Origin of the sequence: Paenibacillus sp. FSL H8-0175 (genome assembly GCF_045040615.1) — a bacterium.
Taxonomy (GTDB): Bacteria; Bacillota; Bacilli; order Paenibacillales; family Paenibacillaceae; genus Paenibacillus_AQ; species Paenibacillus_AQ odorifer.
In genome coordinates this window covers 2,971,028-2,994,935 of record NZ_CP150299.1, presented here as the reverse complement: position 1 = coordinate 2,994,935, position 23,908 = coordinate 2,971,028, and the positions used below count along the sequence as shown (strand labels likewise).

General features: G+C 43.4%; 24 protein-coding genes and 1 other annotated feature. Of the genes, 8 read left to right on the top strand and 16 right to left on the bottom strand.

The window, feature by feature from the left end:
- Positions 1–91: 91 nt before the first annotated feature.
- Positions 92–475 carry a helix-turn-helix domain-containing protein gene (locus MHH46_RS13065; protein ID WP_076125996.1) on the top strand — a complete coding sequence of 128 codons (384 nt, stop codon included), beginning with the start codon at positions 92–94 and terminating at the stop codon, positions 473–475.
- A gap of 150 nt (positions 476–625) precedes the next feature.
- Here the strand turns inward: MHH46_RS13065 and MHH46_RS13060 are convergent, their stop codons facing one another.
- Positions 626–1,051 carry a hypothetical protein gene (locus tag MHH46_RS13060; RefSeq protein WP_036686349.1) on the bottom strand — a complete coding sequence of 142 codons (426 nt, stop codon included), beginning with the start codon at positions 1,049–1,051 and terminating at the stop codon, positions 626–628.
- Between the two features lie 197 nt (positions 1,052–1,248).
- Positions 1,249–1,531, top strand: a binding site (T-box leader).
- A 102-nt stretch (positions 1,532–1,633) separates the two neighbouring features.
- Between MHH46_RS13060 and trpS the strand changes: the two genes are divergently transcribed.
- Complete coding sequence (trpS, locus tag MHH46_RS13055; protein ID WP_076189917.1) at positions 1,634–2,629, top strand: tryptophan--tRNA ligase; 996 nt, start codon at positions 1,634–1,636, stop codon at positions 2,627–2,629.
- Between the two features lie 69 nt (positions 2,630–2,698).
- Here the strand turns inward: trpS and MHH46_RS13050 are convergent, their stop codons facing one another.
- The 3 genes from MHH46_RS13050 to MHH46_RS13040 all read right to left on the bottom strand — a co-directional run bounded on the left by MHH46_RS13050 (position 2,699) and on the right by MHH46_RS13040 (position 4,945).
- Positions 2,699–3,931 (bottom strand): aminopeptidase, encoded by a 1,233-nt coding sequence (locus tag MHH46_RS13050; protein ID WP_076189916.1) that lies wholly within the window; start codon positions 3,929–3,931, stop codon positions 2,699–2,701.
- 104 nt (positions 3,932–4,035) lie between these two features.
- A complete protein-coding gene (locus MHH46_RS13045; protein WP_076189915.1) occupies positions 4,036–4,494 on the bottom strand; it encodes a hypothetical protein in 459 nt (152 codons plus the stop codon).
- 103 nt (positions 4,495–4,597) lie between these two features.
- Positions 4,598–4,945, bottom strand: a complete 348-nt coding sequence (locus MHH46_RS13040) for a hypothetical protein (protein ID WP_076125990.1) — start codon at positions 4,943–4,945, stop codon at positions 4,598–4,600.
- Positions 4,946–5,136: 191 nt separating this feature from the next.
- Here MHH46_RS13040 and MHH46_RS13035 point away from each other — a divergent pair, with 191 nt between their 5' ends.
- Positions 5,137–6,234, top strand: coding sequence for a VanZ family protein (locus MHH46_RS13035; RefSeq protein WP_256716493.1), 1,098 nt, complete (start codon positions 5,137–5,139; stop codon positions 6,232–6,234).
- Positions 6,235–6,321: 87 nt separating this feature from the next.
- Positions 6,322–7,761: a serine hydrolase gene (locus MHH46_RS13030; RefSeq protein WP_076189913.1), complete on the top strand. Its 1,440-nt coding sequence runs from the start codon at positions 6,322–6,324 to the stop codon at positions 7,759–7,761.
- A gap of 64 nt (positions 7,762–7,825) precedes the next feature.
- Here the strand turns inward: MHH46_RS13030 and MHH46_RS13025 are convergent, their stop codons facing one another.
- The gene (locus MHH46_RS13025; RefSeq protein WP_076126218.1) at positions 7,826–8,590 is read right to left on the bottom strand and encodes an exodeoxyribonuclease III; all 765 of its coding nucleotides are present in this window, start codon (positions 8,588–8,590) and stop codon (positions 7,826–7,828) included.
- A gap of 191 nt (positions 8,591–8,781) precedes the next feature.
- Between MHH46_RS13025 and MHH46_RS13020 the strand changes: the two genes are divergently transcribed.
- Together MHH46_RS13020 and MHH46_RS13015 are read left to right on the top strand one after the other, a co-directional pair.
- Positions 8,782–9,927 (top strand): MFS transporter, encoded by a 1,146-nt coding sequence (locus tag MHH46_RS13020; RefSeq protein WP_076189912.1) that lies wholly within the window; start codon positions 8,782–8,784, stop codon positions 9,925–9,927.
- A 162-nt stretch (positions 9,928–10,089) separates the two neighbouring features.
- Positions 10,090–10,377: a hypothetical protein gene (locus MHH46_RS13015; RefSeq protein ID WP_076125983.1), complete on the top strand. Its 288-nt coding sequence runs from the start codon at positions 10,090–10,092 to the stop codon at positions 10,375–10,377.
- Positions 10,378–10,437: 60 nt separating this feature from the next.
- Here MHH46_RS13015 and MHH46_RS13010 read toward each other — a convergent pair whose 3' ends face one another.
- The gene (locus MHH46_RS13010) at positions 10,438–11,298 is read right to left on the bottom strand and encodes a helix-turn-helix transcriptional regulator (protein WP_076189911.1); all 861 of its coding nucleotides are present in this window, start codon (positions 11,296–11,298) and stop codon (positions 10,438–10,440) included.
- Between the two features lie 127 nt (positions 11,299–11,425).
- Here MHH46_RS13010 and fabF point away from each other — a divergent pair, with 127 nt between their 5' ends.
- Positions 11,426–12,664: a beta-ketoacyl-ACP synthase II gene (gene fabF / locus MHH46_RS13005; RefSeq protein WP_076183494.1), complete on the top strand. Its 1,239-nt coding sequence runs from the start codon at positions 11,426–11,428 to the stop codon at positions 12,662–12,664.
- An 84-nt stretch (positions 12,665–12,748) separates the two neighbouring features.
- Here the strand turns inward: fabF and MHH46_RS13000 are convergent, their stop codons facing one another.
- The 4 genes from MHH46_RS13000 to MHH46_RS12985 all read right to left on the bottom strand — a co-directional run bounded on the left by MHH46_RS13000 (position 12,749) and on the right by MHH46_RS12985 (position 17,181).
- Complete coding sequence (locus MHH46_RS13000) at positions 12,749–14,215, bottom strand: family 43 glycosylhydrolase (protein WP_076189910.1); 1,467 nt, start codon at positions 14,213–14,215, stop codon at positions 12,749–12,751.
- A 189-nt stretch (positions 14,216–14,404) separates the two neighbouring features.
- Complete coding sequence (locus MHH46_RS12995; RefSeq protein WP_076135552.1) at positions 14,405–15,472, bottom strand: ABC transporter ATP-binding protein; 1,068 nt, start codon at positions 15,470–15,472, stop codon at positions 14,405–14,407.
- Between the two features lie 139 nt (positions 15,473–15,611).
- The gene (locus MHH46_RS12990) at positions 15,612–16,151 is read right to left on the bottom strand and encodes an HXXEE domain-containing protein (RefSeq protein WP_076189909.1); all 540 of its coding nucleotides are present in this window, start codon (positions 16,149–16,151) and stop codon (positions 15,612–15,614) included.
- A gap of 67 nt (positions 16,152–16,218) precedes the next feature.
- Positions 16,219–17,181: a phosphotransferase family protein gene (locus tag MHH46_RS12985; protein WP_076190157.1), complete on the bottom strand. Its 963-nt coding sequence runs from the start codon at positions 17,179–17,181 to the stop codon at positions 16,219–16,221.
- Between the two features lie 180 nt (positions 17,182–17,361).
- Between MHH46_RS12985 and fabV the strand changes: the two genes are divergently transcribed.
- Positions 17,362–18,552 carry an enoyl-ACP reductase FabV gene (fabV, locus tag MHH46_RS12980; RefSeq protein ID WP_076189908.1) on the top strand — a complete coding sequence of 397 codons (1,191 nt, stop codon included), beginning with the start codon at positions 17,362–17,364 and terminating at the stop codon, positions 18,550–18,552.
- Between the two features lie 19 nt (positions 18,553–18,571).
- Here fabV and MHH46_RS12975 read toward each other — a convergent pair whose 3' ends face one another.
- From MHH46_RS12975 to MHH46_RS12950, 6 genes are all read right to left on the bottom strand, one after another.
- Entirely contained in the window at positions 18,572–18,829 is a 258-nt protein-coding gene (locus MHH46_RS12975; protein WP_076125970.1) for a DUF2164 domain-containing protein, read from the bottom strand.
- Between the two features lie 72 nt (positions 18,830–18,901).
- Positions 18,902–19,891 (bottom strand): phosphotransferase family protein, encoded by a 990-nt coding sequence (locus MHH46_RS12970; RefSeq protein ID WP_256717153.1) that lies wholly within the window; start codon positions 19,889–19,891, stop codon positions 18,902–18,904.
- The gene (locus MHH46_RS12965; RefSeq protein WP_076101695.1) at positions 19,879–20,847 is read right to left on the bottom strand and encodes a sugar phosphate isomerase/epimerase; all 969 of its coding nucleotides are present in this window, start codon (positions 20,845–20,847) and stop codon (positions 19,879–19,881) included. Before MHH46_RS12965 ends, MHH46_RS12970 begins: the two co-directional genes overlap by 13 nt.
- A 34-nt stretch (positions 20,848–20,881) precedes the next feature.
- Positions 20,882–21,952, bottom strand: coding sequence for a Gfo/Idh/MocA family protein (locus MHH46_RS12960; RefSeq protein WP_076125969.1), 1,071 nt, complete (start codon positions 21,950–21,952; stop codon positions 20,882–20,884).
- A gap of 22 nt (positions 21,953–21,974) precedes the next feature.
- Positions 21,975–23,072, bottom strand: coding sequence for a Gfo/Idh/MocA family protein (locus MHH46_RS12955; RefSeq protein ID WP_076189907.1), 1,098 nt, complete (start codon positions 23,070–23,072; stop codon positions 21,975–21,977).
- Complete coding sequence (locus MHH46_RS12950; protein ID WP_076189906.1) at positions 23,065–23,832, bottom strand: sugar phosphate isomerase/epimerase; 768 nt, start codon at positions 23,830–23,832, stop codon at positions 23,065–23,067. The genes MHH46_RS12955 and MHH46_RS12950 overlap by 8 nt, the downstream gene beginning before the upstream one ends.
- Between the last annotated feature and the right edge of the window lie 76 nt (positions 23,833–23,908).

Genomic DNA, 23,908 nt, shown 5'->3' with positions numbered 1-23,908 from the left:
AATGTTATGATGAGTTAAATTGGACATAATTAATAGTACGCACTCAAAAGTGCCATAGGTGCTAAAAAGTACCCATACCTTGGAGGTTATCATGACAACAACATCTACAACAACTGTCAAGAAAAAATACAATATTTCTGTTGAAGCCACACTAGAGGTCATCGGAGGGAAATGGAAATGCGTAATTCTATGTCATTTAACTCATGGCAAAAAACGCACCTCCGAGTTAAAACAGTTGATGCCCGGCATTACTCAAAAAATGTTAACCCAGCAGCTACGCGAGCTTGAGGCAGATGGAATCATCAACCGAATTGTTTATAATCAGGTTCCACCAAAAGTAGAATACGAGCTTAGTGAATATGGGGATAGTTTAAGCGATATTTTGACTGCATTATGTAATTGGGGAGAACAACATATCATTAAACAATACGGCGATAAATACGCTGTTTTAGAGGATAACATCTTAAATAAATAAACCGCTATATCAAGGTAATGGTTGGAGATTTATGCTGTGAGAGTTGTACTTCAATTATATGCCCACGAAAAAAGGACAGCTGAATCAGATCGATTCAACTGTCCAAAGCTTTGATTCACCCGTCCCTTAAATGGCGCACAGGAACATAACTTAAATTACGCCCTCTCCTCCAATAGCAGTTGCTGTGAATGATATGGGTCCAAATAGATTAATAGGCAAGTTGCTATCATTCTGAATTACCAATTCATAGTTGTGGACTCCAATATAAGCACCATCGACCCACTGAGCACTTAATTGAATATCAGTAATTGTAGTAAAACGATAAAAGGATCTATAAATATCGACTCCAGCTCGTCGGATGATAACAAGAAATTGGCTATTAGCAAGTGCAGTAAGACTAAAACTTCCATTTAACTCGACTCTACTGGAGAAAGAAGCCGGATTAGCCGGACTAATATTTACTTGCGCTGTAGCTAAACCCGCTCCAGCTCCAGGAATCCCTGCAACCGTTATAGCAGTAGTAAACGGATCTAACGGGATTTTTGCCTGTGACCCATAACTTATTATTGTCGCCATTTATCATCACTCCATTTCAAGGTTATAGAGTAGTATATTGTGAATCCACAATGATAGATTGGACTTAATTCCTGATGATTATATACATTTAAGGTATACTTTGCTAGATCATATAAACCTAGATACCTCGTCAATCACCATACGATTTCTACTCATTGACAACACCCCTGTTCAGAATTACAATAATTCACATATCATGAACAACGATGACAAAGGGTAAGTAGACAGACGAACATGGTCTTCAGAGAGCCGGTGGTAGGTGCGAACCGGTGACCAGCGTATGCTCGAATGGCCTTTATAGTTGTTTTTCCGAACTATCTTAATGGATGCAGTAGGGAAAACCGGGGTTCCCGCCGTTATCAAGGGACCTGTATCGAGAATAAATTCAACCTCTCCGTACAGGTAAGAGAAGATCGAAAGCCAAGAATCGTAAGGTGACACGATCATTTAAGGTGGTACCACGACAACTTCGTCCTTATTGGATGAGGTTTTTTTGTCATTTAAAGGAGGTGATGGCCATGGATGATGGCTGGTGGTGGCGACTCGAGTGTAACCAAATGCTAAATAACAGGAGGAATTTATATGATGAACGAACGTGTCTTAACTGGAGATCGAGTGACTGGAAAGCTTCACCTTGGCCATTACGCCGGCAGCTTGCAGACCCGAGTAGCCCTTCAGGAGCAATATGAAACTTTTGTGTTTTTAGCGGATATTCAAGCCCTAACGACCCATTTTGATCGTCCACAGCTGCTGGGTCAACATCTGCATGAGATCACACTGGACTATTTATCTGCGGGTATAAATCCGGAGAAAACAACTATATTTATTCAATCGATGATCCCTGAAATCGCAGAGCTGACCATCTTGTTCTCTATGTTTGTTACTGTGAATTCTTTACGGCATAATCCCACGATTAAAGCCGAATCGAAAAATTCGAGCTTAGATGAATTGTATTACGGTTTTCTTGGTTATCCAGTTAGTCAGACTGCTGACATAACATTTTGTAAAGCAACGATAATTCCTGTAGGGGAAGACCAACTCCCTCATCTGGAATTAACCCGTAAAATCGTCCGCAGATTCAACGAGCTGTACAGCCCGATACTGGTGGAACCCAAAGCGCTGATCAGTGAGACTCCGAGGCTTGTGGGTACGGATGGCAACGCTAAAATGAGTAAAAGCCTTGGCAATGCCATCGAGCTGGACTCCACTAAGGAAGAGATTATCTTTAAGATACGAAAAGCCACAACCGATCCAGCGCGTGTGCATAAAAATGATCCTGGACATCCAGATATCTGTCCTATTTTTGCTTATCATGGTGCTTTTCGCTCAGCGGGGGTAACCGAAATTCGTGAAGGCTGCGAGCGGGGTACCATGGGTTGTTCTGCTTGCAAACAGTTGATTTCGACAGCACTAGATCTGCTTATAGAACCGATGCGAGAGCGTCGTTCCTATTATGCTACTAAGCCGAAGCTTGTGCAGGAAATCTTAATCTCTGGAACACAGCATGCCCGCAGCATTGCTCAAGAAACGATGACCGAAGTACGTGAGGCTATGTGTCTTAACTATTTTTCAATCTAAAAATGACCAGTATAGGCACTCAAAAAAAGCCGGAATCTCATTGGAAGAGATCCGGCTTTTTTCTTCTCCTTACAACACCCAGTTTCCCTTACGGAATACGGGTTCAATCGTGCCGTCCGCCAGCTCTCCGTCAATATCCAGCTCTGCTGAACCGATCATAAAATCGACATGAGTTAAGCTGACATTAGCTCCTCTAGCGACAAGCTCTTCGTTCGTAAGCTTTGTGCCGCCTTCAATATTTACAGGATAAGCACTTCCTAGCGCGAAATGGCAGGAGGCATTCTCATCAATCCCTGTATTGTAAAAAATGCGGTTCAAGCGAGAGATTGGAGAATCATGCTGCACTAAGGCTACTTCTCCTAGATAAGATGCACCTTCATCCGTTGCCAGCAGTGAGGTTAAATGTTCGCGTCCGGATTCAGCTTCATAAGCTACGACTTTCCCTTTTTCAAAAGTGAATGAAAGTCCTTCAACTAACCGTCCATTCAAATTAAGAGGGAGCGTGCTTCTAACTGTGCCATTAACGCCAGTACGATGGGGCATGGAATAAATCTCTTCCGTTGGCATATTAGCTACAAAATATACGCCTTTATCATTCTCACCGCCACCCCCGCGCCATAAATGGCCTTCCGGAAGCTCTACATGCAGATCCGTTCCCGGAGCACGGTAATGCAAGCTTTTATAACGTTTAGCGTTCATTCTGTCCTGACTTTCTTTCAACTGACCAATATGCTCTCTCCAAGCAGCTACCGGATCATTGCTGCCCACACGATTCATCTGGAATACAGCTTCCCACATCGCCTCTACCCGCTCTTCTTCAGGAAGATCGGCAAAAACCTTGTTCGCCCAAGCACGTGTTGGCGCTTTGACCAGAGACCAGCTGATTTTGCTGTTCCGAGTATATTTGGAGTAGTTCTTGCGAGCAACAGCCGCTGCTTTAACTGCTCTAGATACCTTAGAAGAATCAATGCCATTAAACAGTTCAGGATCAGGTACTTTAATATGTAAGATGGCACCATTCTCTTCCGCGAATTTCTCCATCATCTCAGCCTGCCACTGTGGATAGTAATCGAAAGAATCCTCTGGGGCTTTTTCATAACGGATCCGTGTAGTTGCTTCATCGTCCCAGTCAACAATTACATATTTAGCTCCCGCTTCATAGGCTTTCGCTACAATCAAGCGAGTAAGTTCTGCGGTTTCTATCGGTGCATGTACCATAAGGACTTGTCCAGGCTGTACATTTACTCCTACTTTTACAACTAGGTTCGCATATTTCTCCAGCATTACTTCAAAATCTTTCATGAATTCTCTTCCTCCATCTCTAGGGTTGCTATAAGCACTCGGTCAGCTTCACTTCTTATTTTAACGCAAAACGAGGATAGTTGCGATTCGATTTAGATTCTCAGCTACTTCACTTCAGGTATTTCGCCTGTATAGACACCTAGATCATTCTTATGAATCTCTACAATGGACGTTCCGATCTGCTTGTTATTGTGGTAAGCCATCACTGTGATCTTGGTATCCTGAGGTTCATCTCTTTGCTTATTCTCCCCATCCATTGGACTCCAATAAATTTGATCTCCAGATTTGATTTTCAGCTCAAGACCTTTGTTATGCACCTTGTAGTCAAGGGGGTTCCATAACAATAAATTGCCGGATGTAGCCTGTATCTTAATAACATCCGCCCCTTCAGCAGTTATAAGTATAGGTAATCCTGGAGCACTACTATCAGTCACCCTGTATTCCGTTGTTGGGAACATAATATCCGGTTTCACCTCAAGTGATTGATTATTATGCCGCAAAATAAAGAAGAAAAAAAGTAAAATCGTTAAGCCCATGACGCCTCCGATGATTATTTTTTTCACTATTCAACCTCCCTTCCACCCTAATACTGTAACATATTTCCTTAATCTGGACAGTTATTAGCCAAATAAAGCGGCTCCCGCGAGGAACCGCTCACTTCAATCCCTATTTTTTATCCACCTGTAACAGTGTCACTGTCTTCAAAGCATAAGTATGCATGATTTTATCCTCTGAAATTACATTCAACTTGGTCAAGCTTGCCACCTTTGCCGGATCTGATTTGGAGAGCAAACGCCACACTTCGGGGTCTGATAAGGTCTCATATAACTTTGCATCATCATATTCTTTGCGGTTTTGCACGACCAGCTTCACTTTATAGCTGCCAATTTCAGTCTCGTTAGTTTCCTGCTGACTACAATAATTTAAAATATCCTGACGAAGCTCGGCCAATTCTTTTTCAATATCCTTTTGCTTTTGCTTGAGCCGATAATACTGCTGAACCTTTTTCTCCATCCACTTCACGCTCCTTCATAGACATATGTATGCCGGAAACGTTCGATAAATTAGTTGAGTTCCCTATCATAAAAACTTATAATGAGCCGGGGATAGCTTATTTCCAAGTAGAGTCAAATTTCTTATAAAAACAATTCCACGGCAGGTGACTTATGTTTCATTCGTACTTTTTTCCAATTTCGTATGCGTTCATGATGTTTCCAATAGCAGCGCTGGTCTTCACACTACCTTTTCTTATCGTACAATACCGCAGACATGGCTATATACATAAGCTTAGAGCTTTAATCCTATATCTGCTGCTGCTCTATCTGATGAACGCTTATTTTCTTGTCTTGCTTCCTTTTCCATCCTCCCGGCACAATGCAGCACCTTCTGGGAGTATCGTCCAATTCATTCCCCTTCAGTTTATTCAGGATATTGTGGATGGATCGTCAATCATCCCTGATCAAATCTCGACCTACTGGTCATTACTGCGTGAGCCTGCATTTTTACAGGTCATTTTTAACGTTGCATTGACCGTACCGTTTGGAATGTTTTTGGGCTATTATTTTCGTACACGCTGGGTCGTGTGCATTCTACTATCCTTTGCCTTTTCCTTGTCCTTTGAGATCACGCAGATTACAGGAATTTATGGTTTCTTCGATCATCCTTACCGTCTTTTTGATGTCGATGATCTCATTACCAACACAATCGGAGGGATTTTTGGATTTCGAATTTCCATTTGGATCTCCGGGCTATTGCCACGTATAGAACAACTGGATACAAACATTGACCGCTCTGCCAAAAGAGTCTCCTATACCCGCAGAGGAATAGCTTTTCTAATCGATAGTATGGTGTGGAGCATCGGGTTTGGGGTACTCTTCGGATTCGATATAAAAGCTGCCTTCTGGATTGTAACTGGTATTTACTTCATGCTTGTTCCGGCTCTCACGGGCGGACGGACCTTAGGGAAATGGATGGTGCGGATTCGGGTGAAGAGCAGCGGGAATCATGCTTTTTTCTGGGCTCTGATGATCAGATATGGCCTGCTATATTGGGTGCTGCTTGGGATTCACGCTCTTTTGCTTGATTCCGCCCTTCTAGGGAATCTTTCCTCCGTATGGAATATGCTTATTCATCTGTTTGTTCTATTGATAGACTTGGCTTTCTTTATTCATTTAGTCATTAGTATATTCAAAAAAGAAACTCAGCTAATATATGAGAAACTAAGTCGAACTTCTCATGTTATTTCTTGGCCAGAGAAACGGCTCCAATCTGATGTATCCAGCAACAGCCCTGTAGAAAGCTAAACTAGTTATTTTTTAAATGGTATTTTTACATTGGAAATTATTATAGAATTAGGAGGTGAGCATTCTCAAAATTTAGGAGATGAGCGTATGGAAACTACAAGCAGCTTGCAGTTATCTAGAAGTCTTCCAGAAGAACAGGGGATTTCATCAACCGCAATATCCAGCTTTATTAGTGCAGTAGAGGAACAAAATTTAGGCCTGCACAGCTTTATGCTATTACGACATGGTTATGTGGTCTCTGAAGGCTGGTGGGCTCCTTACAGGTCCGTTCTTCCGCATATGTTATTTTCCCTTAGCAAAAGCTTCACCTCAACCGCAATCGGGTTTGCTGTTACTGAGAAACTTGTCACCCTCGATGATTCTGTCCTCTCCTTTTTCCCTGAAGAGGCTCCTTCGACTATCACGGAGAATCTATCCAATATGACAATCAGACATCTATTGATGATGGGTACCGGGCATGTCGTGGATACTATGGACACCCTTCGCAAAAGTACCGACGGGAATTGGGTGAAAGCTTTCTTCTCCGTCCCCGTCGAGAAACAACCGGGTACACATTTCCTATATAATACAGGTGCTACTTACATGCTGGCCGCGATCCTTCAACGGGTTACTGGCCAAACACTGCTAGAATATTTAGAACCGCGCCTCTTCGTGCCTCTGGGCATTCAGGGTGCAACGTGGGAGTCTTGTCCACGTGGAATTAACACAGGGGGATTTGGCTTAAACATTACAACCGAGGATATCGCTAAATTCGGCCAGCTATACTTACAAAAAGAAATCTGGAATAATCAACGGGTTCTGCCTGAAAAGTGGATTAATGAGGCTACTACCAAACATATTTCCAATGGCGAAGGTGATCATGACTGGGCAATGGGATATGGGTATCAGTTCTGGCAATGCCAGCACGGTGCCTACCGGGCAGATGGCGCCTTCGGTCAACTCTGTATCGTGCTTCCGGAGCAAGATGCCGTAATTATTACTACCGCTGCATCAGACAGTATACAAGGAATGTTGAATGCTGTGTGGGAACATCTGCTTCCCGCGATGAAGCAAGCTCCCCTGCCATTAGAGCCGGCTGCTTCTGTCCACTTGGTCGAACAATTAAAGAATTTATCTATCCAACCGCCACAACTGCAGCCCTCTTCATCACAAGAAGAAAGAATAAACGGCTTAACCTATAAGCTCGATGACAACCAATTTGCCTTGGACACCTTCTCTATCTCTTTCAATAACAACGAAGCTGCAGTTACTTTCCAATCCAAGATTGGAGAGGAGTCTGTGATCCGTCTTGGTCGAGGGGAATGGCTCGAAAGCTTCGCACAGGTCATTGATGCTTCCTTGAACCGAATCATGTCCAGCTTTACTTGGGTTGCTGATGATCAGCTACAGCTCACTTTATTGTTTATTGAAATGCCTTTTTGCATAACTCTTGAAATAATCTTACTAGAGAATCAGCTAATTCTTAAACAAAAGTTTAATGTGAATATGGGACCGACTGAATTCCCTGAGATCATTGGCAGACTATAATTCTTAATGAAAAAAGGCCGCTTCGTCCTTTAAAGAGACTTAGCGGCCTTTTGAATATTCGATTCTAGCCTGTGAAATCAGCAAGCTTGAGGATGACCGGGCAATGATCGCTCCCCATAATGTGGCAATCAATTTGGGCATCCAGCAGATTAGGTGCAAGTCTAGAAGAAGCTAGGAAATAATCAATCCGCCAGCCTACATTCCGTTCTCTCACCTTCGGCATATAAGACCACCATGAATAAACGCCTTCAAGCTCTGGATGAAAATATCTAAAGGTATCTATGAAGCCGGACTCCAGCAGCGTACTCATTTTCCCTCTTTCTTCATCGGTAAAGCCAGAGTTTCCGCGGTTAGCTTTAGCATTTTTAATATCAATATCCTGATGGGCTACGTTCATATCGCCGCATACAACGACTGGTTTTAGCTTGTCCAGTTCCAGAAGGTAATTGCGGAAGCGATCCTCCCATTCCATTCTGTAATCCAATCTAGCCAGATCTCGTTTGGCATTTGGTGTATACACATTCACTAGATAGAATTGTTCGAACTCCAGCGTAATAATCCGGCCTTCCGCTTCCTCATCCTCTTCCATTCCGTATCTCGCAGAGATCGGCTTGATTTTGGTAAATATAGCTGTGCCTGAATACCCTTTTTTCACTGCATAATTCCAATATTGATAGTATTCTTCACCCTGTTCCAGAACAATCTGCCCTTCTTGCAGCTTCGTCTCCTGAACACAGAAAATATCTGCTTCTACTTCCTTAAAATAATCATCAAACCCTTTTTTCACACAGGCCCGAAGACCATTCACATTCCATGATACCAACTTTATCATTAACGTTTCTCCTTGCATTTTGCTTTGATAGTAACCAGTTTATCATATTACGGCCAGAAATTTATAGAGGGTTAGGGTCGTCTTGAGCAGTTCCGCGAATAGATTTATATCCTAATCATTTATTATCCATGATACAATAGCAAAATTGACTCTATACAAATTTTCTAACACGTGAGGTAAAAAAACTTATGAATGCACCAAATCTTTTACGAGGGTTTAACTTTTTGTATTTTGCTCTACTAGCCATGTTTATTCCCTTTCTGCCAGTCTATCTAAGTGAACAAGGTCTAAGCCCATCGCAAATCGGCTTCATTATTGGAACTGGTGGTTTTGTTACCATCGTTGCCCAGCCTTTATGGGGGATGATCAGTGATAAAACCAAAACCATCCGCAAAGTGCTGTTAGCTCTGCTGTTATGCTCAGCGGTAACCGGATACTTTTTGTTCGATTCCAGCAGTTACGTTGTTCTCATTCTTTTTGCTATGCTGCTGTATTTCTTCTTAATGCCCATTGATCCGCTGACAGAAAGCTTGAATTTCCGAGTCTCTGAGGCGGCTGGAATTAGCTATGGTTCTATCCGTACATATGGTGCGCTAGGTTATGGTGTAATGGCTCTGATTACTGGCTATGTGCTTGGTTTTTTCGGCTCTCATGGAATAGCTCTTCTGTTTGTTGCCATTTGCCTTATAAGCTTTATAGTAAGCTGGAACATGCCAGATGCCCCCGTCACAGGTAAGCCGGTCACGCTGGATAGCCTCAAGCACTTTTTTGGCAATAAAAAGACATTAATGTTTCTGGTGCTCATATTTATTAGCTCTGTACCCGCACGAATGAACGATACATTTATTGGAGTTTATATTCGTGAGCTTGGTGGCAGTCCTCAACTGGTAGGCCAATCATTTTTCCTCGCGGCAATAAGTGAAATCATTGTCTTTGCATTAAGCTTCTGGTGGTTGCGAAAAGGAAAAGAACTGATTATCATATCGATTTCCGGAGCCTTCTATTTCCTTCGTTTCTTGATTTCAGCTTGGATCACTGATCCACACTTGTTAGCGTATTTGCAGATTCTGCAAATTCTTACCTTCCCTGTGTTCTACTCGGCTGCTATTCAATACTTGTACAGCATTGTACCCGAGGAATGGCGTGCTACAGGGCAAACCGTCCTTGCACTATTGTTCTTCGGTGTATCAGGTATCCTGGCTTCTTATGCTGGTGGGGCATTATATGATGCCTTTGGGGGTAAAGCTCTTTACTTAACGATCTCCGCAATGTCGTTTGTCGGCATGCTATTCGGATTGATACTGTATCTGATTTATCGTAAAAAAACGGAATAAGCGTACGAAAATAAACCGGGGATGTCCCAGCCGCTTTCTAAGTGGCTATTGGACATCCCCGGTTTTTTCTATTAAAAAGTGCTAATTCACCATGGCATTCGCTCTAGCATTAATAGATTTTCAACATAGAATATCCTATCAAACGAAAAGGAGGTCGTTACTATGGCCATCGTATTACCGCTTCAATATTTCAATTTAGCCCCTGTCATTGGTAAATCTTATTATGAAAACCTTGCAGGTGGAATTAACGCTGCTGTTACAGTGAACAATAACTCCAACTTCCCAGTAGATTTAGTAATCACTCGTGTGAATGCTCCAGTTATCACATACACGATTCCAGCATTCAATAGCCTTACGCTTGCAGTTCATGCCCTTTTGGTAGCTGCACTCTTAAGTACTCCTGCTGGCACCACATTCGGAACTATTGAAATTTCAACATCAGATTTCTAATAGTGTAGCATTAAGCATCTCTAGCTGGAAGTACAGCTAGGGATGCTTCTCTATGTGAATCTAGCTTAATCCTTCTATTGTGTGCTGCTCCATAAGCTGCTTTAGCTTGGTTTCAGTATTCGAATCTCCCGCAGGAGTATAGATGCTGCAGCGTAAATCTGCACTGCCATGAACCTGCAAAGAGGTTAGATGAAATAACATTTTCCCCGCCTTGCCATGTCTGAATTCTAGTAACACATCCGGGGCCGAGCTAACCCTACTTTTCTCCCACATCTCATTAAAAGCCGGATGCAATTCTTTCAATTCCTCTATAAATTCATCATACCAATGATCCTCTACATACTGTCCGTAATACGCTCTGAAGATAGAAAGATATCCGCTGACGAATTGTTCCCAATTCACTGCTAAGCGCCTAAACTCCTTACGAACAAATAACAATCGGATCATATTCCGCTCTTCGATGGGCAGCTTTGAGAAATCAAGAAAAACATGGGCGGCAGCTTCATTCCAACCGACGATTCCGCAACGTCTATCAGAAATTATCGTAGGACAATATTTAAGTTCCTGTAAAATTTTCTGCAGCGAAGGACTAATTACAGAAGATTCATCTTGCGGATAGGGTGTGGTTCCGGTTCCAGTTTCTAAAGCCAGTGCAAAAAGATACTTCCGCTCATCTTTAGTCAGCCTAAGTGCAGTGGCAATACAGTCCAAAACAGATGACGAGACTTTTATATCTCTGCCTTGTTCAAGCCACGTATACCAGGTACTGCTTACCCCTGCAAGCTGTGCAACCTCTTCCCTGCGGAGTCCTGGCGTTCTTCTGCGTGTGCCTTCTGGCAAGCCTACAGCGCTTGGTGAAATTGCCGCACGACGTGCTTTCAAAAAATCGGATAATGCTTGTAATCTTGTTTGATTAGCCATAAGCTACCTCCACTTTGGGATTCCTGTTCCTTTAGTATAGTACAAATTATACTAGGATAAACGATAACTTGTAATAGGATAAATAAAGTGGAAAAATACTAGTATACACTAGCTGAGGAGGTTCATTATGGAACGCGTAGTGATTACAGGCATGGGCTTAATCTCACCACTTGGAAATACAATCGGGCAATTTTGGGATCGGCTAATTTCTGGTGAATCGGGTATATCCCCGATCTCTTCATTTGATACAACAGGTTTTAAGACGAAGATTGCTGGCGAAGTACGTGATTTCGATGCAGAGGGCAGATTTGGCCGTAAAGAGGCACGCCGAATGGACAGGTTCAGTCAGTTTGCCCTCGCAGCTACTGAAGAGGCTTGGAAACATTCTGGCCTCCAGCTTGATAAGATTGACAAGGAGAGACTTGGCGTTTATGTAGGATCTGGCGTTGGAGGAATTCAGACCTTGATGGATCAAGGTACGGTCCTCAAAGATCGTGGACCTGATCGAGTCAGCCCTACCTTAATTCCCATGATGATCTCCAATATGGCTGCGGCGATGATCAGCATTAAATTTGGGGCTCTCGGCCCGACCATGTCTCCAGTAACAGCTTGTTCTATTGGAAATACTGCAATTGGCGAGGCCTTCCGTTTAATTCGTTATGGCGGTGCGGACATCGTTATAGCCGGGGGTTCTGAGGCTGCTATTACTGGAATCTCGCTGGCCAGCTTCGGGAATGCCACCTCTTTATCTACACGAAATGAAGAGCCTACTAAAGCGAGCCGCCCTTTCGATGGAGGACGGGATGGCTTTGTAATCGGTGAAGGTGGCGGCATAGTCATTCTTGAGTCACTCTCCCATGCTCAGCGTAGAAACGCCAAGATTCACGGCGAAGTGATCGGGTATGGTGCTAGCTCTGATGCTTATCATATGGTTGCCACTCATCCAGAGGGAATTGGTGCCTATCAAGCTATGAAGTTAGCGCTAAATGAAGCTAATCTCCAGCCCCACAACGTAGATGTAATCAGTGCGCATGCGACAAGTACAGTAGTAGGAGACCATTCTGAAACCCTAGCGATTAAAAAATTATTTGGCGAGCATGCCTACCACATCCCCGTAACCGCTAATAAGTCCATGACTGGACATGCTTTAGGGGCCGCTGGCGGCTTAGAAGCCATCGCTTTAGTTAAGAGTATCCAAGAAGGGATCATTCCTCCTACCATCAATCAGGACACGCCTGATTCCATCTGTGATTTGGATTACGTACCTAACAATGCACGAAAAGCTAATCTCGAAATAGGCATCTCCAATTCATTTGGCTTCGGCGGCCATAATGCTGTTATTGTGATCCGAAAGTTCGTAGACTAATCTTGCATTATAAAAGGGGTTTCAACTTAGCCATTACACATGACTAGTTGAAACCCCTTCTGCTGTTAATCCTTTTAAACTATCTTATTCCGAAGGTGATACATGACTTCCCCAGATAGAGATCCCTTCATTAGAAACCGCGGTGAACGTCATAACATTACTGGCTGTAGCTTCATTCCACTCTTTCAGGAACACACCCTTATAAGTAGAACCACCTATCGTTAACTCTGCAGTATGATCGTCGATAAGCTTCCACTTGCCCTTTACTGCGCCTTTGATTTTACCACTCTTCGTCAATTGAATTAGCTCCGATTGCACGATATCTGCCGTAATCTCTTTATTATGATTCACATATTTGTATTCGCCTGCAATTTGCTCTTTCGTATATTTATCAATGGTCTCGCCACCATAACGGTGTGGTGCGACCACCGGCCAGCCATCAGCGTTCATGAACATCTGATGTACTCTAACCTCATGCTTTTCACCACGATTTGGGAACCGTGTATGGAAGATCAAATAATACTTGCCAGTCTCTTCTTCGTAAAATGCGGAGTTATGTCCTGGTGATACATATCCTTCCCCACTTACTGGGAGCTCATCGTCATTATTCAGGAATTCGAAATTCCCCATGAGTTTAACTCCGTAAGGAGCATAAGCAGGATCATCAAACAATACGCCAGCTGTGCCCTGTGAATCGATCATATCTTGGCCCTCAGAATCTTCAAAAGGTCCATCAGGTGTCTTCGAGCGAGCTACACGGATGTTATATCCGCCATCAGCAGCCAGCCCCCCGTAGGATAGGAACAGGTAGTAGTAATCCGTCTCAGGACTGTACAGCATATAGGGAGCTTCTATCCGCGCATGATTTGCGCCTAGAAGCTTTTTGCCATAACCTTGATCTGGCAGTGGGAATCCTGTGCTTGTATCCAGTTCCATAATAAAAATACCACCGGAATAAGAACCATACACCATCCACAATCTTCCTTCTTTATCAAAGAACACATCCGGATCTACAACATTCGGCTTTTGTGTGGCATCATAAGTTTCTCCGTCATCGCCTACGCCTACCATACCGGACTTTAAGAAGATCCCTTTGTTCTTATAAGGACCTTCAATCTGGTCTGACACGGCTATACCAAGTGCTGATAATGGGGAATCACCTTTACACGCGTTGTAATACATATAATATTTTCCATCCGCCAATTGAATGACATCCGGTGCCCATAAAGTGTCCGTCTTTCCCCAGGTCAAGGCCTCTTTTAATTCCTCTTTGACATTCGGGATGAGTACGTTTCCATCAACAACTCCTGAGGACAATTGAGTCCAGGACATCAGGTCGTCGGATTTAGCAGAAGCCAAATGCGAGCCAAACACATAGTACTTATTATCAGCCAAAATAATGGAAGGATCATGTACAGAAACATTCTTGAAGACAGGCTGAACAGGCTCAGGTCCGCTGTTTATGTTGCCAGAATTAGCCGTGTCGTTGTTGCACGCGGTTACAGCTAATAATGAAACACTAAGTAAAGTAGTAATAATTATCTTCTTCATCGTTATACCCCCTATGTATGCCTTTTCATTTTGAGATGAAAACGATAAATAGTCAACCCTTTTATTTAATTAAGTTCGTATTAATTCATATTTATTTAAATAATAGTGAACATTGTAGAAAATAAAAAAAACGCTAAGCCAACTAAATGGCCTAGCGTTTCCTCTTATTATTTAGTTAAAACAAGTTGCTTACTTAGCGCCTTCTTGCACTAAAACTGGCTCTGGATAAGCGTTCTTAAGTATACGTTGTCTATTCTTAACGACTGTTGGTGGTTCCACCTTAGGTGCCATCGGATGCATTAACCAAGACTTCACCATATGGGTATCCGAAACCTTATACATTGGAGGCTCTTTCTCCATATCGATTTGCATCGCATAGGTGCTGCGAAGTGCGAAGGCATCACCCTTAGGCGGTTTGATCAAATCTGGAGGGGTACCAGGAATCGCGGTAAGTAAAGAACCTTTGCTCTCTAAACTTGGCATGGATGCAAGCAATCCCCAAGTGTAAGGATGTCTTGGATCGTAGAAGATCTCTTCTGCAGTTCCCATTTCAACAATTTGTCCGGCATACATTACTGCTACACGATCCGCCATTCTTGCTACAACACCAAGATCATGGGTGATAAAAATAATCGCCGTATCAATCTTCTTCTGCAATTCCTTCATCAGGTCAAGAATCTGTGCCTGAATGGTAACGTCGAGCGCTGTAGTTGGCTCATCCGCAATCAGAAGCTTAGGGTTTGCTGCAAGTGCCATTGCGATAACGACACGTTGACGCATACCGCCACTGAACTCATGCGGATATTGATTGAAGCGGCGCTCTGGTGAAGGAATACCTACTAGCGTAAGCAGTTCAACCCCACGTTTATTGGCAGCTTCTTTGGAGATTTTCTCATGTTTGTGCAGTACTTCAGTAATTTGTCTGCCGACCTTCATCATCGGGTTCAAGGAAGTCATCGGATCCTGAAAAATCATACCGATCTCTTTACCACGAATCTTCTGCATTTGCTTCTCAGTCTTACCGATCAAATCTTGTCCATCAAATAAAATTTGTCCACGTTTATATTCTCCTGGCGGCGTTGGAACTAGCTTCATTACCGCTTGTGAAGTTACACTTTTACCGGAACCGGATTCCCCAACTATCGCTAGAGTTTCACCTTTATCTACATGGAAGCTAACACCACGGATCGCTTGTACTTCTCCACCGTGTGTTTTGAATGATATCGCTAGATCTTTTACCTCTAAAAGGCGCTCCATCTTGTCACCCTCTCATTTCCTCGTCAATTATGATAATGATTCTCACCAAGTTGTAAGCAATAAGTATTATTTTATCTAGTTCTAAGGGTTCTAGTCAAGATTTTTCTGAAAAAGATATGGCCAGCAGCAGCCTTATGTACTAGTTCTGTTTAATGCGAGTTCTATTCTTCACTAACAACCACAATATTGGCGGAAGCAGCAAAAGAACTAACAGCAGAGACCATCCGATATCTCCAAGGGATACCAAGTTGTCATTCAATAGTCGATAATACGCATAAAGAGAATAGGGAAGAACTACTAGTACTGCTGTAACTACCCCTGGTGTATATATCTTTAAATATATCGTCTGTCCTAGATGAGTAAATACATGTAAGAAAAATACCGCAAGCACTGCCAAGTACAATAAGTAATTAGAAAAGAATACTGCAATACAAGTTACCGTCACTATCAAAATATACACGAATAATACGTCCATTGCAAAATTACGTGTAGTCATTTGTAACATCGAATGATACGTCTTGCGCATAAACGAAGGAATTGCGTCCTCTAACCTGGTTCTATACTTTGCCCCCCATGCTTCAATCGTTAATATTTCTTCAAAATCATGAAACATAAATAGGATCGGCAACAGCCACAGCAAACTTACGATATCTATATGTACACTTAGCCACTCAAACATGAGAATCCTCTCCCTTCTCCTGCTCAGCCTCCTTACCTTCTTATGTTGTAATCTTGCTGAAAATGTCCTAACCCATGAAACGTTCCCAACCTTCCAGCAGATTATCCTGTGCCCACTGGAAATGGCCTTGGCTATCGTATTTACGCGAATAACACTCAATGAAATAAATTAAATCGATATATAAGTCGTAGAGCTTTTTGCGTGCACATTCATTAGGGCTATCAAAGCTGTCCCCATAACCTCTACAGAAATGCTCAGAATCCTCAATATAGCGAAAATAATATTCCATAAGGTGATCGCCCCATAACGCCCGTTCCCAATCGATTAAGGCAACAATGCTTCCCTCTCGCACAAACACATTCCCATCCCATAGATCCCAGTGAACTAAACGTGGCTCAGTGACCACATCCATCACATGTATACGGCTGTTGATCTCCGCCTCAATCTTTTCTAAAGGAATGGGCATCTTTGCCTCTAAGCGCCGAGCATCATCAAGGAGGTTGCCAATCAAATTTTGAAAGGTTTCCCGCCAAGAAGTCCCCTTTATCTTCGAGGATACATTAAATAATCCGAAATGATCCCCTTGAATCTCATTGATAATCCGGCTATAACGACCTAATTCTTCCTCAATACAACTTCTTTGCTGCGGACTAAGCTCTTCCTTAATTTCATTATAGGGCTGGCCGATTATTTTCTCCATGAAAAAAAAGTCACTCGATATTAAATTTCTGCTGTTATCATAAGCGTATACCTCAGGTACAGGTACCGTTCCTTTAGACTTCATTAGCTGCATTGCCGCAACCTCTGTAGCCATGATATCGTGCTCGTAACTTAGCGTGTCTGTCTCATCGGATGGCGATATTTTAAGGATCGTAGCTCTGCCATCTGACAATAGGAGGTCATAAGCTGCGTTGAAATAACCTCCCGTCAATTCCGTACTTTGAATGATTTTCACATGGCTTCCAAAAGCAGCACCCACCAGGATGTCCTGCTGCTCAACCGTTAATTTTGTTTTAGTCTGACTTTCCAAGACTTCACCACCATACAGAGTTAAGTAAAAATGCAAAAATCCAACCTCATAAAAGCCCGGGATTCATTGTATTTGATATAAGAAAGATAAACAATCCTTCTCCATTGGAATGAAAATTGTTAAAATTAGAAATAACACGTATCATTAGCTGCTTTTCATGAAAGAGAGGAAACTATTATTATGATCATAAAACCTAGAACACGTGGCTTTATATGTACAACCGCACATCCGCAAGGCTGCGCTCGTCAAGTCGAGCGGCAAATTGAGTATATTAAGGCACAACCCGCGATCAAAGGACCCCGGAAGGTGCTTGTCATTGGCGCATCCACAGGCTACGGCCTCGCCTCACGGGTTACAGCCGCCTTTGGGGCTGGAGCCAGCACAGTAGGCGTATATCGGCCGAGCAGCAGCAATGGAGCCCGTACAGCCTCTGCTGGGTGGTACAATTCCGCCGCCTTCGAACAATTTGCGGAGTCTGCAGGCCTGCAATCCTACAGCGTTACCGGAGATGCTTACTCCAAAGAGACCAAAGAAAGAACGATTCAGCTGATCCGCAGCGAATTAGGACAAGTCGATTTGGTCATCTACAGTGTTGCTTCTGGACGCCGTACAGACCCGGAGACAGGTGAAGTATATAACTCTGTTCTCAAACCTATTGGCGACACCTTTACCAACAAAACTGTAAATTTTCATACGGGTGAAGTCACTCAAATCTCCATCGAACCCGCGACCGATAAGGAAGTTCATGATACCATACGGGTGATGGGCGGTGATGATTGGCAGTTATGGATAGAAGCACTCCAGCAAGCCGGAGTATTAGCTGATCACGCAACCACTATTGCTTATTCGTATATCGGATCAGAGCTTACTCAAGCCGTATATCGCCAGGGAACGATTGGACTTGCTAAAGACCATCTCGAAGCTACGGCAAGAACACTTAACAAAGCGTTAGCTGTTACTCACGGTAGAGCTTATGTAGCGGTCACAAAAGGTCTTGTCACACAGTCCAGCTCGGCGATTCCTGTCGTGCCCCTCTATATTTCCGCCCTTTACAAAGTCATGAAAGAGCACGGTCTTCATGAAGGTTGTATTGAGCAAACCTATCGGTTGTTTGCTGAACATCTCTACGCAGCGAAAGGAACTCCTGTGGATGAAGAAGGGCGTATCCGTATAGATGATTGGGAATTGTCTCCGGCAGTCCAGCAAGAAGTAATAGAAATCTGGGACCAGCTTACTTCAGACAATATCTACGACCTAACGGATCTGCATAGCTATAAACAGGAATTCTTCCAGCTATTTGGATTCGAGACTGAAGGTGTAGATTACGAAGCTGATACTGATCCAGACGTAACTGTTATAAATCTGCGCTAAAATTAATCGTGTTTTTGGATTATCTTCTGCCTGAGGATAAGGGTTGTTCGAGAGCATAAATCTCCTCTTCCAGAGAAATCATCTTTTGCTCAATCATTTTTCGTGCATCTGCCAACGCTTGATTGTAAATATAAGGCGAAAGTTCTTTGAGCATAAAATCGAGAAGGTTCTCGCTGGCTAATTGCCCAATTTCACTGGACAGCTCTGTGTCAAAATATTCTTGAATACTAGCTGTAATCTGAAGCTTATGTTCTCTCGGTATTTTTAACGGCTGCATGGTAATCCTCCAATCTAATTAGATACAGGAAAATGACGTGCTTTCGCACGTCATTTTTCACACCTATAACCTTCATTCACTGCTGCCTTTAAAACGGTTCCAACCCTCAGTCAAGTTATCATGCGTCCAACGGACATAACCTTCGTCTGCATATTTGCGTGAATAACATTCGATAGCAAGAATAAGATCAAGATAAAGATCATAAAGCTTCTTCCGCTGAATCTCGTTCGGACTGTCGTAGGTTGTTCCGTACCCCTTATAGAAACCGGCAGAATTCTCAAAATGCCTAAAATAATACTCCATCAGCACATCGCCCCACAGGGCTCTCTCCCAGTCAATCAGCGATACGATGACTCCATCCTTCACAAATACATTCCCATTCCATAAATCCCAATGCACCAGTCGTGGCTCGGTTACGGCATCTAATGCAGGGAGATACTTGGAAACCTCCTGCATAATCTCTTCACAAGACGCAGGTAGCTGTGCATTCAGCCTCTTGGCATCAGCAAGTACACTTTCCATCAGGCATGAAAAGGTCTCTCTCCACGAGGCTCTTGGCTCCTCTGAATCCGTTCCAAAAATGCCAAAACGTTCTCCGCGTATCTCATTGATTATGCGATTGTAACGCCCCAGCTCAGTTTCGATAGCGTCTCTCTCCGGAAGTGAAAGACTCTCCTTCACATCACTGTAGGGCTGGCCTTCCACCTTCTCCATAAAGAAATACGGAATAGGAATGAGCAGCAGACTTTCATCATAATGGTAGACGGCAGGCACGGGCACAACACCCTTATCTGCAACCATACGGAGAGCTTCCACTTCAGTTCGCATAATGTTCTTCTCGTAACTTAACGTATCTGTCTCCACAGCAGGGGCAACCTTTAGAATGACAGATTTCCCAGTGCTGAGTTCCAAATCATAGGCTGTATTAAAAAAGCCTCCCGTAAGTTCTGAACTAAGGTTAACCGCAGTTTCTGAACCGAAAACCGCTTTCACCAAAATATCCAGCTGTTCATCATTTAATTTAACTTTCGTGAAGCTCTCCATTTCGTTTAAACCCACCACATTTCTGTCAGTGGCTCCTCAATCAATACTTGTTGAAGGTTACTTACAGCTTTGGAGAAACCTTCTTCAATAGACATCAGCCCATCTTCATGCTCAATACTAACCACATAGTCATACCCAACCAAACGAAGTGCACTAATAATGTCAGCCCAAGTCTTAAGATCATGTCCAAAACCGACAGAACGGAACTGCCAAGCACGGTCAAGCATCTTGGTATACGACTGCATATCAGTTAATCCGTGCATATTGACATTCACAGGATCAATAACAGTATCCTTCGCATGGAAGTGATGGATTGCACCTTGGCGTCCCAAAATATGAATCGCTTGCACAGGATCAATTCCTTGCCACCACATGTGACTCGGATCAAGGTTCGCACCGATCACTTCACCTGCTGCTTCTCTCAGCCGCAGCAGAGTACCTGGTGTGTGTACTGAGAATCCTCCATGCAGCTCAAGACCTACCTTTACATCATGCTGAGCGGCAAAGGCACCCCATTCTTTCCAATAAGGAATAACCTTGTTCTCCCATTGCCAGTCCAGAATTTCTTGATAATCATTGGGCCATGGAGCTACAGGCCAGTTCGGATATTTAGCACCCTCATGATCTCCAGGACATCCAGAGAAGGTATTCACAACCGGAACCCCTAGCTTCTGCGCCAATTTGACCGAGTTTACGAAATCCTCATGATCCTTTTGAGCAAGTTCTTTTTGCGGGTGCAATGGGTTACCGTGGCAGCTCAAAGCACTGATTGTAAGTCCGCGAGATTCCACAGCATGTTTGAATTCTTGTAAGGCTGTTTCATTCTCCAGCAGCATTTTAGGGTCGCAGTGGCTGTTGCCAGGATTGCCTCCCGTACCGATTTCTACCGCCTTTAGCCCTTTGGATACTACATAATCAAGAGCATCCTCCAGCTTACGACCTCCAAACAAGACCATAAATACTCCAAGTTTCATTGTAGGCCACCTCCTCTTGGAAATAGTTTACTTATTATTTATCGTAGATATCAAAATTCTTCACCACTTGATTACTCTCAGCAGCTTCAAAAATAACTTCAATCAAATTCTGTACCCGCATAACCTCAGCGTTCTTAACGATAGGTTCTGCAGTACCCTCAATAACAGCAGCGAAATTATCATAAAAGCTAGAGCTTAACTCCGACGGCTGAGGTAATTCCTCAGTGATCGTTGCCCCCTCCGATGGAGGTGCCATAGTTTTAGTTAGTCCTACACCTGCACGAATCGGCTTCGGTTCGATTTTTTCACCTGCGTTATTTCTGGTCACCAATCTTCCAGTTAAAGACCAGTCTTCAATAATTCCAGTGCCTTCGATACCCTTCACATACCATCTTGGCAAAGTAATAAAGTTAGTCGTCCCAACCTCTACGATCGCTTTAATTCCATTCTCAAATTGCAGAATAGCTTCAAAACCATCATCGACATCGTTTCCTAAAATAAAGCTTAGACTACTGCTCACACTGGTAATTTTGCTATCAATCATGAATAATAGCTGGTCCAATAAGTGAACGCCCCAATCCAGCAGCATCCCTCCGCCTTGTGCCTTAACATGACGCCAGTCTCCAGGAATTCCGTTCGCTCCGTGCACGCGGGATTCGATCTGGAATAGGGATCCAATCGTCTCCTCGTCGTACATTTTTTTGATGGTTAAAAAATCTTCATCCCAACGTCTGTTCTGATGCACCATAAACACACGTCCAGCTTGATCAGCCGCCGCCAGTATTTCTTGAAATTCAACCTTAGATAGAGCAACTGGCTTCTCACAAATGACATGTTTGCCAGCTTGTAATGCACGAATCGCAATTTCTTTGTGCACATCGTTCGGTGTGGCAATTAGAATAATTTCGACCGAAGAATCTGCCAATACTTCCTCATAACTTTGGTACGCCTTGTAGCCAGCGTCGTTGGAATTGGTACGACGTGCTTCAAGCACATCGTACGTTCCAACTACGATTAAGGTAGAGGTCTCTTTTATCAATCCTGCGTGATAACTTCCCATTCCTCCAAAACCAACAATGACTACAGAATGTCTGTTTGAACTCATGAACTTCACACCTGCTTCTCGTTTAGTTATCTGATGTTCCGTCAAAATACACAGCACGACCTGTACGGGAAGATTCGTAAATAGCCTCCAAAATTTGGGTAACGACAAGGGCTTGTTCAGGTTTAACTACTGGTTCTTTATCTTCCCGAACTGCTTCAAGCCACAAGCGAGCTTCACGATCGGATTCACTCTCTTGTCCTCCGTTAAAGAAAGCTACTCCCCCTGCGGACAAGTCAATTTTAGTCTCGTATAGACGGCCACCACGGTCACCATTTAAGCGTAACCCGTCCTTCATATCTGCGCCACCCTCTGTACCTGCTAGGAGCGTCTTCGCTTCTCCAAATTCAGATACATTAAGAGCCCAGCTTGATTCCAGTACAATTGTAGCACCATTTTCCATGGTAATAAATCCAAATGCTGAATCTTCTACTTTAAATTGTTCAGGGTCCCATGGACCAAAGGCATTTCCGCCGTTTTTACGGTTACCGAGCTTATGGAAAGTCGAGCCCATAACACTACGCGGTTTATAATTGTCCATCATCCATAATGTTAGATCAAGCGCATGCGTACCGATATCGATCAGCGGACCGCCGCCTTGCTTTTCTTCATCCAGGAATACGCCCCATGTAGGAACCGCACGACGACGAACGGCAATTGCTTTTGCATAATAGATCTCACCAAGCTCACCGTTTTCACAAACGTCTTTAAGATATTCACTATCCGCACGATAACGGTTCTGATAAGCTACAGACAATTTCATGCCAGTGCGTTTGGCAGCCTCTAACATTTCCTGTGCTTGAGCTGTAGTCTTCGCCATTGGCTTCTCACACATTACATGATTGCCAGCTTCCAATGCTGCGATTGTGATCACGGAGTGACTGTCATTCGGTGTACATACATGCACGATATCGAATCCTCCGGCTTTCAAAAGCTCTTGATAATCTGTATATACAGCCACGCCTTCAGCACCATAGGTTTTTGCTGCTTCCTGTGCACGTTCTTCGACGATATCACAGAAGGCTACCATTTCAGCATCTGCTTGACGTGACAAACTTGGCATATGTTTTCCATTAGCAATTCCACCGCAACCGACAATAGCAATTCTCAACTTTTTAGACATGAACATTTCCCCCTTGATTAGCGTATGCTTTTACCCATTTCAAACTATCTTCTACACTTCCTAATGGTGAACGGCTGCAATAATCCTGCTCCACTACCGCCCACTCTACCTTTGCCTGTACAGCCGCATCAAGAATTGCTGTAAGGTTTACTTCTCCTTCGCCTAGAACAACCGTTTCCGGTGAACCATCCTCATGTTTCTTCAAATCTTTAAGATGGATGATTGGCAACCGGCTAGCGTATTTGTTGATATATTCTACGGCATCATAACCTGCGTGATGTACCCAGCATGTATCCATTTCAACTTGCAGCAAATCAGCTGGCACCTCTTCAAACAAACCGTCAAACGCTGTACGGTCACCATATCGATCAGTTAACTCAAAGTCATGATTATGGTACAAAAGAACCGCTCCACGCGCCTTACACTTTTCTCCAATAATCTTCAGATTCGCAGCAACTTCTTCATAGTTACGTTGTTCTTCTGACAGATACGGCACAATTAGATGATGATTTCCAATCTCCAGGTTGTACGCGATCTCTGCCTCTGTATCATTCAACAACGCGTCATAGGGACGGTGTGCGCCCAGCGCTACTAGTCCAAGTTCATCAAGCAATTGTTTGACTTCTGCTGCGCTACGGCCGAAGTAATGGAAAAACTCCACACCTTTATAACCAAGGGCTGCTACTTTACGCAGTGTCCCTTCAAAATCCTGTTCCAGTTCTTCTCTGAGCGTATACAATTGCAGGCCTATCTTCAGCATTTTCGAATCACTCCAATTGGATTTAAAGTTAGCTTTCTGTAGTGACAATCACTTGAACAATAATGCTGTAACAGAA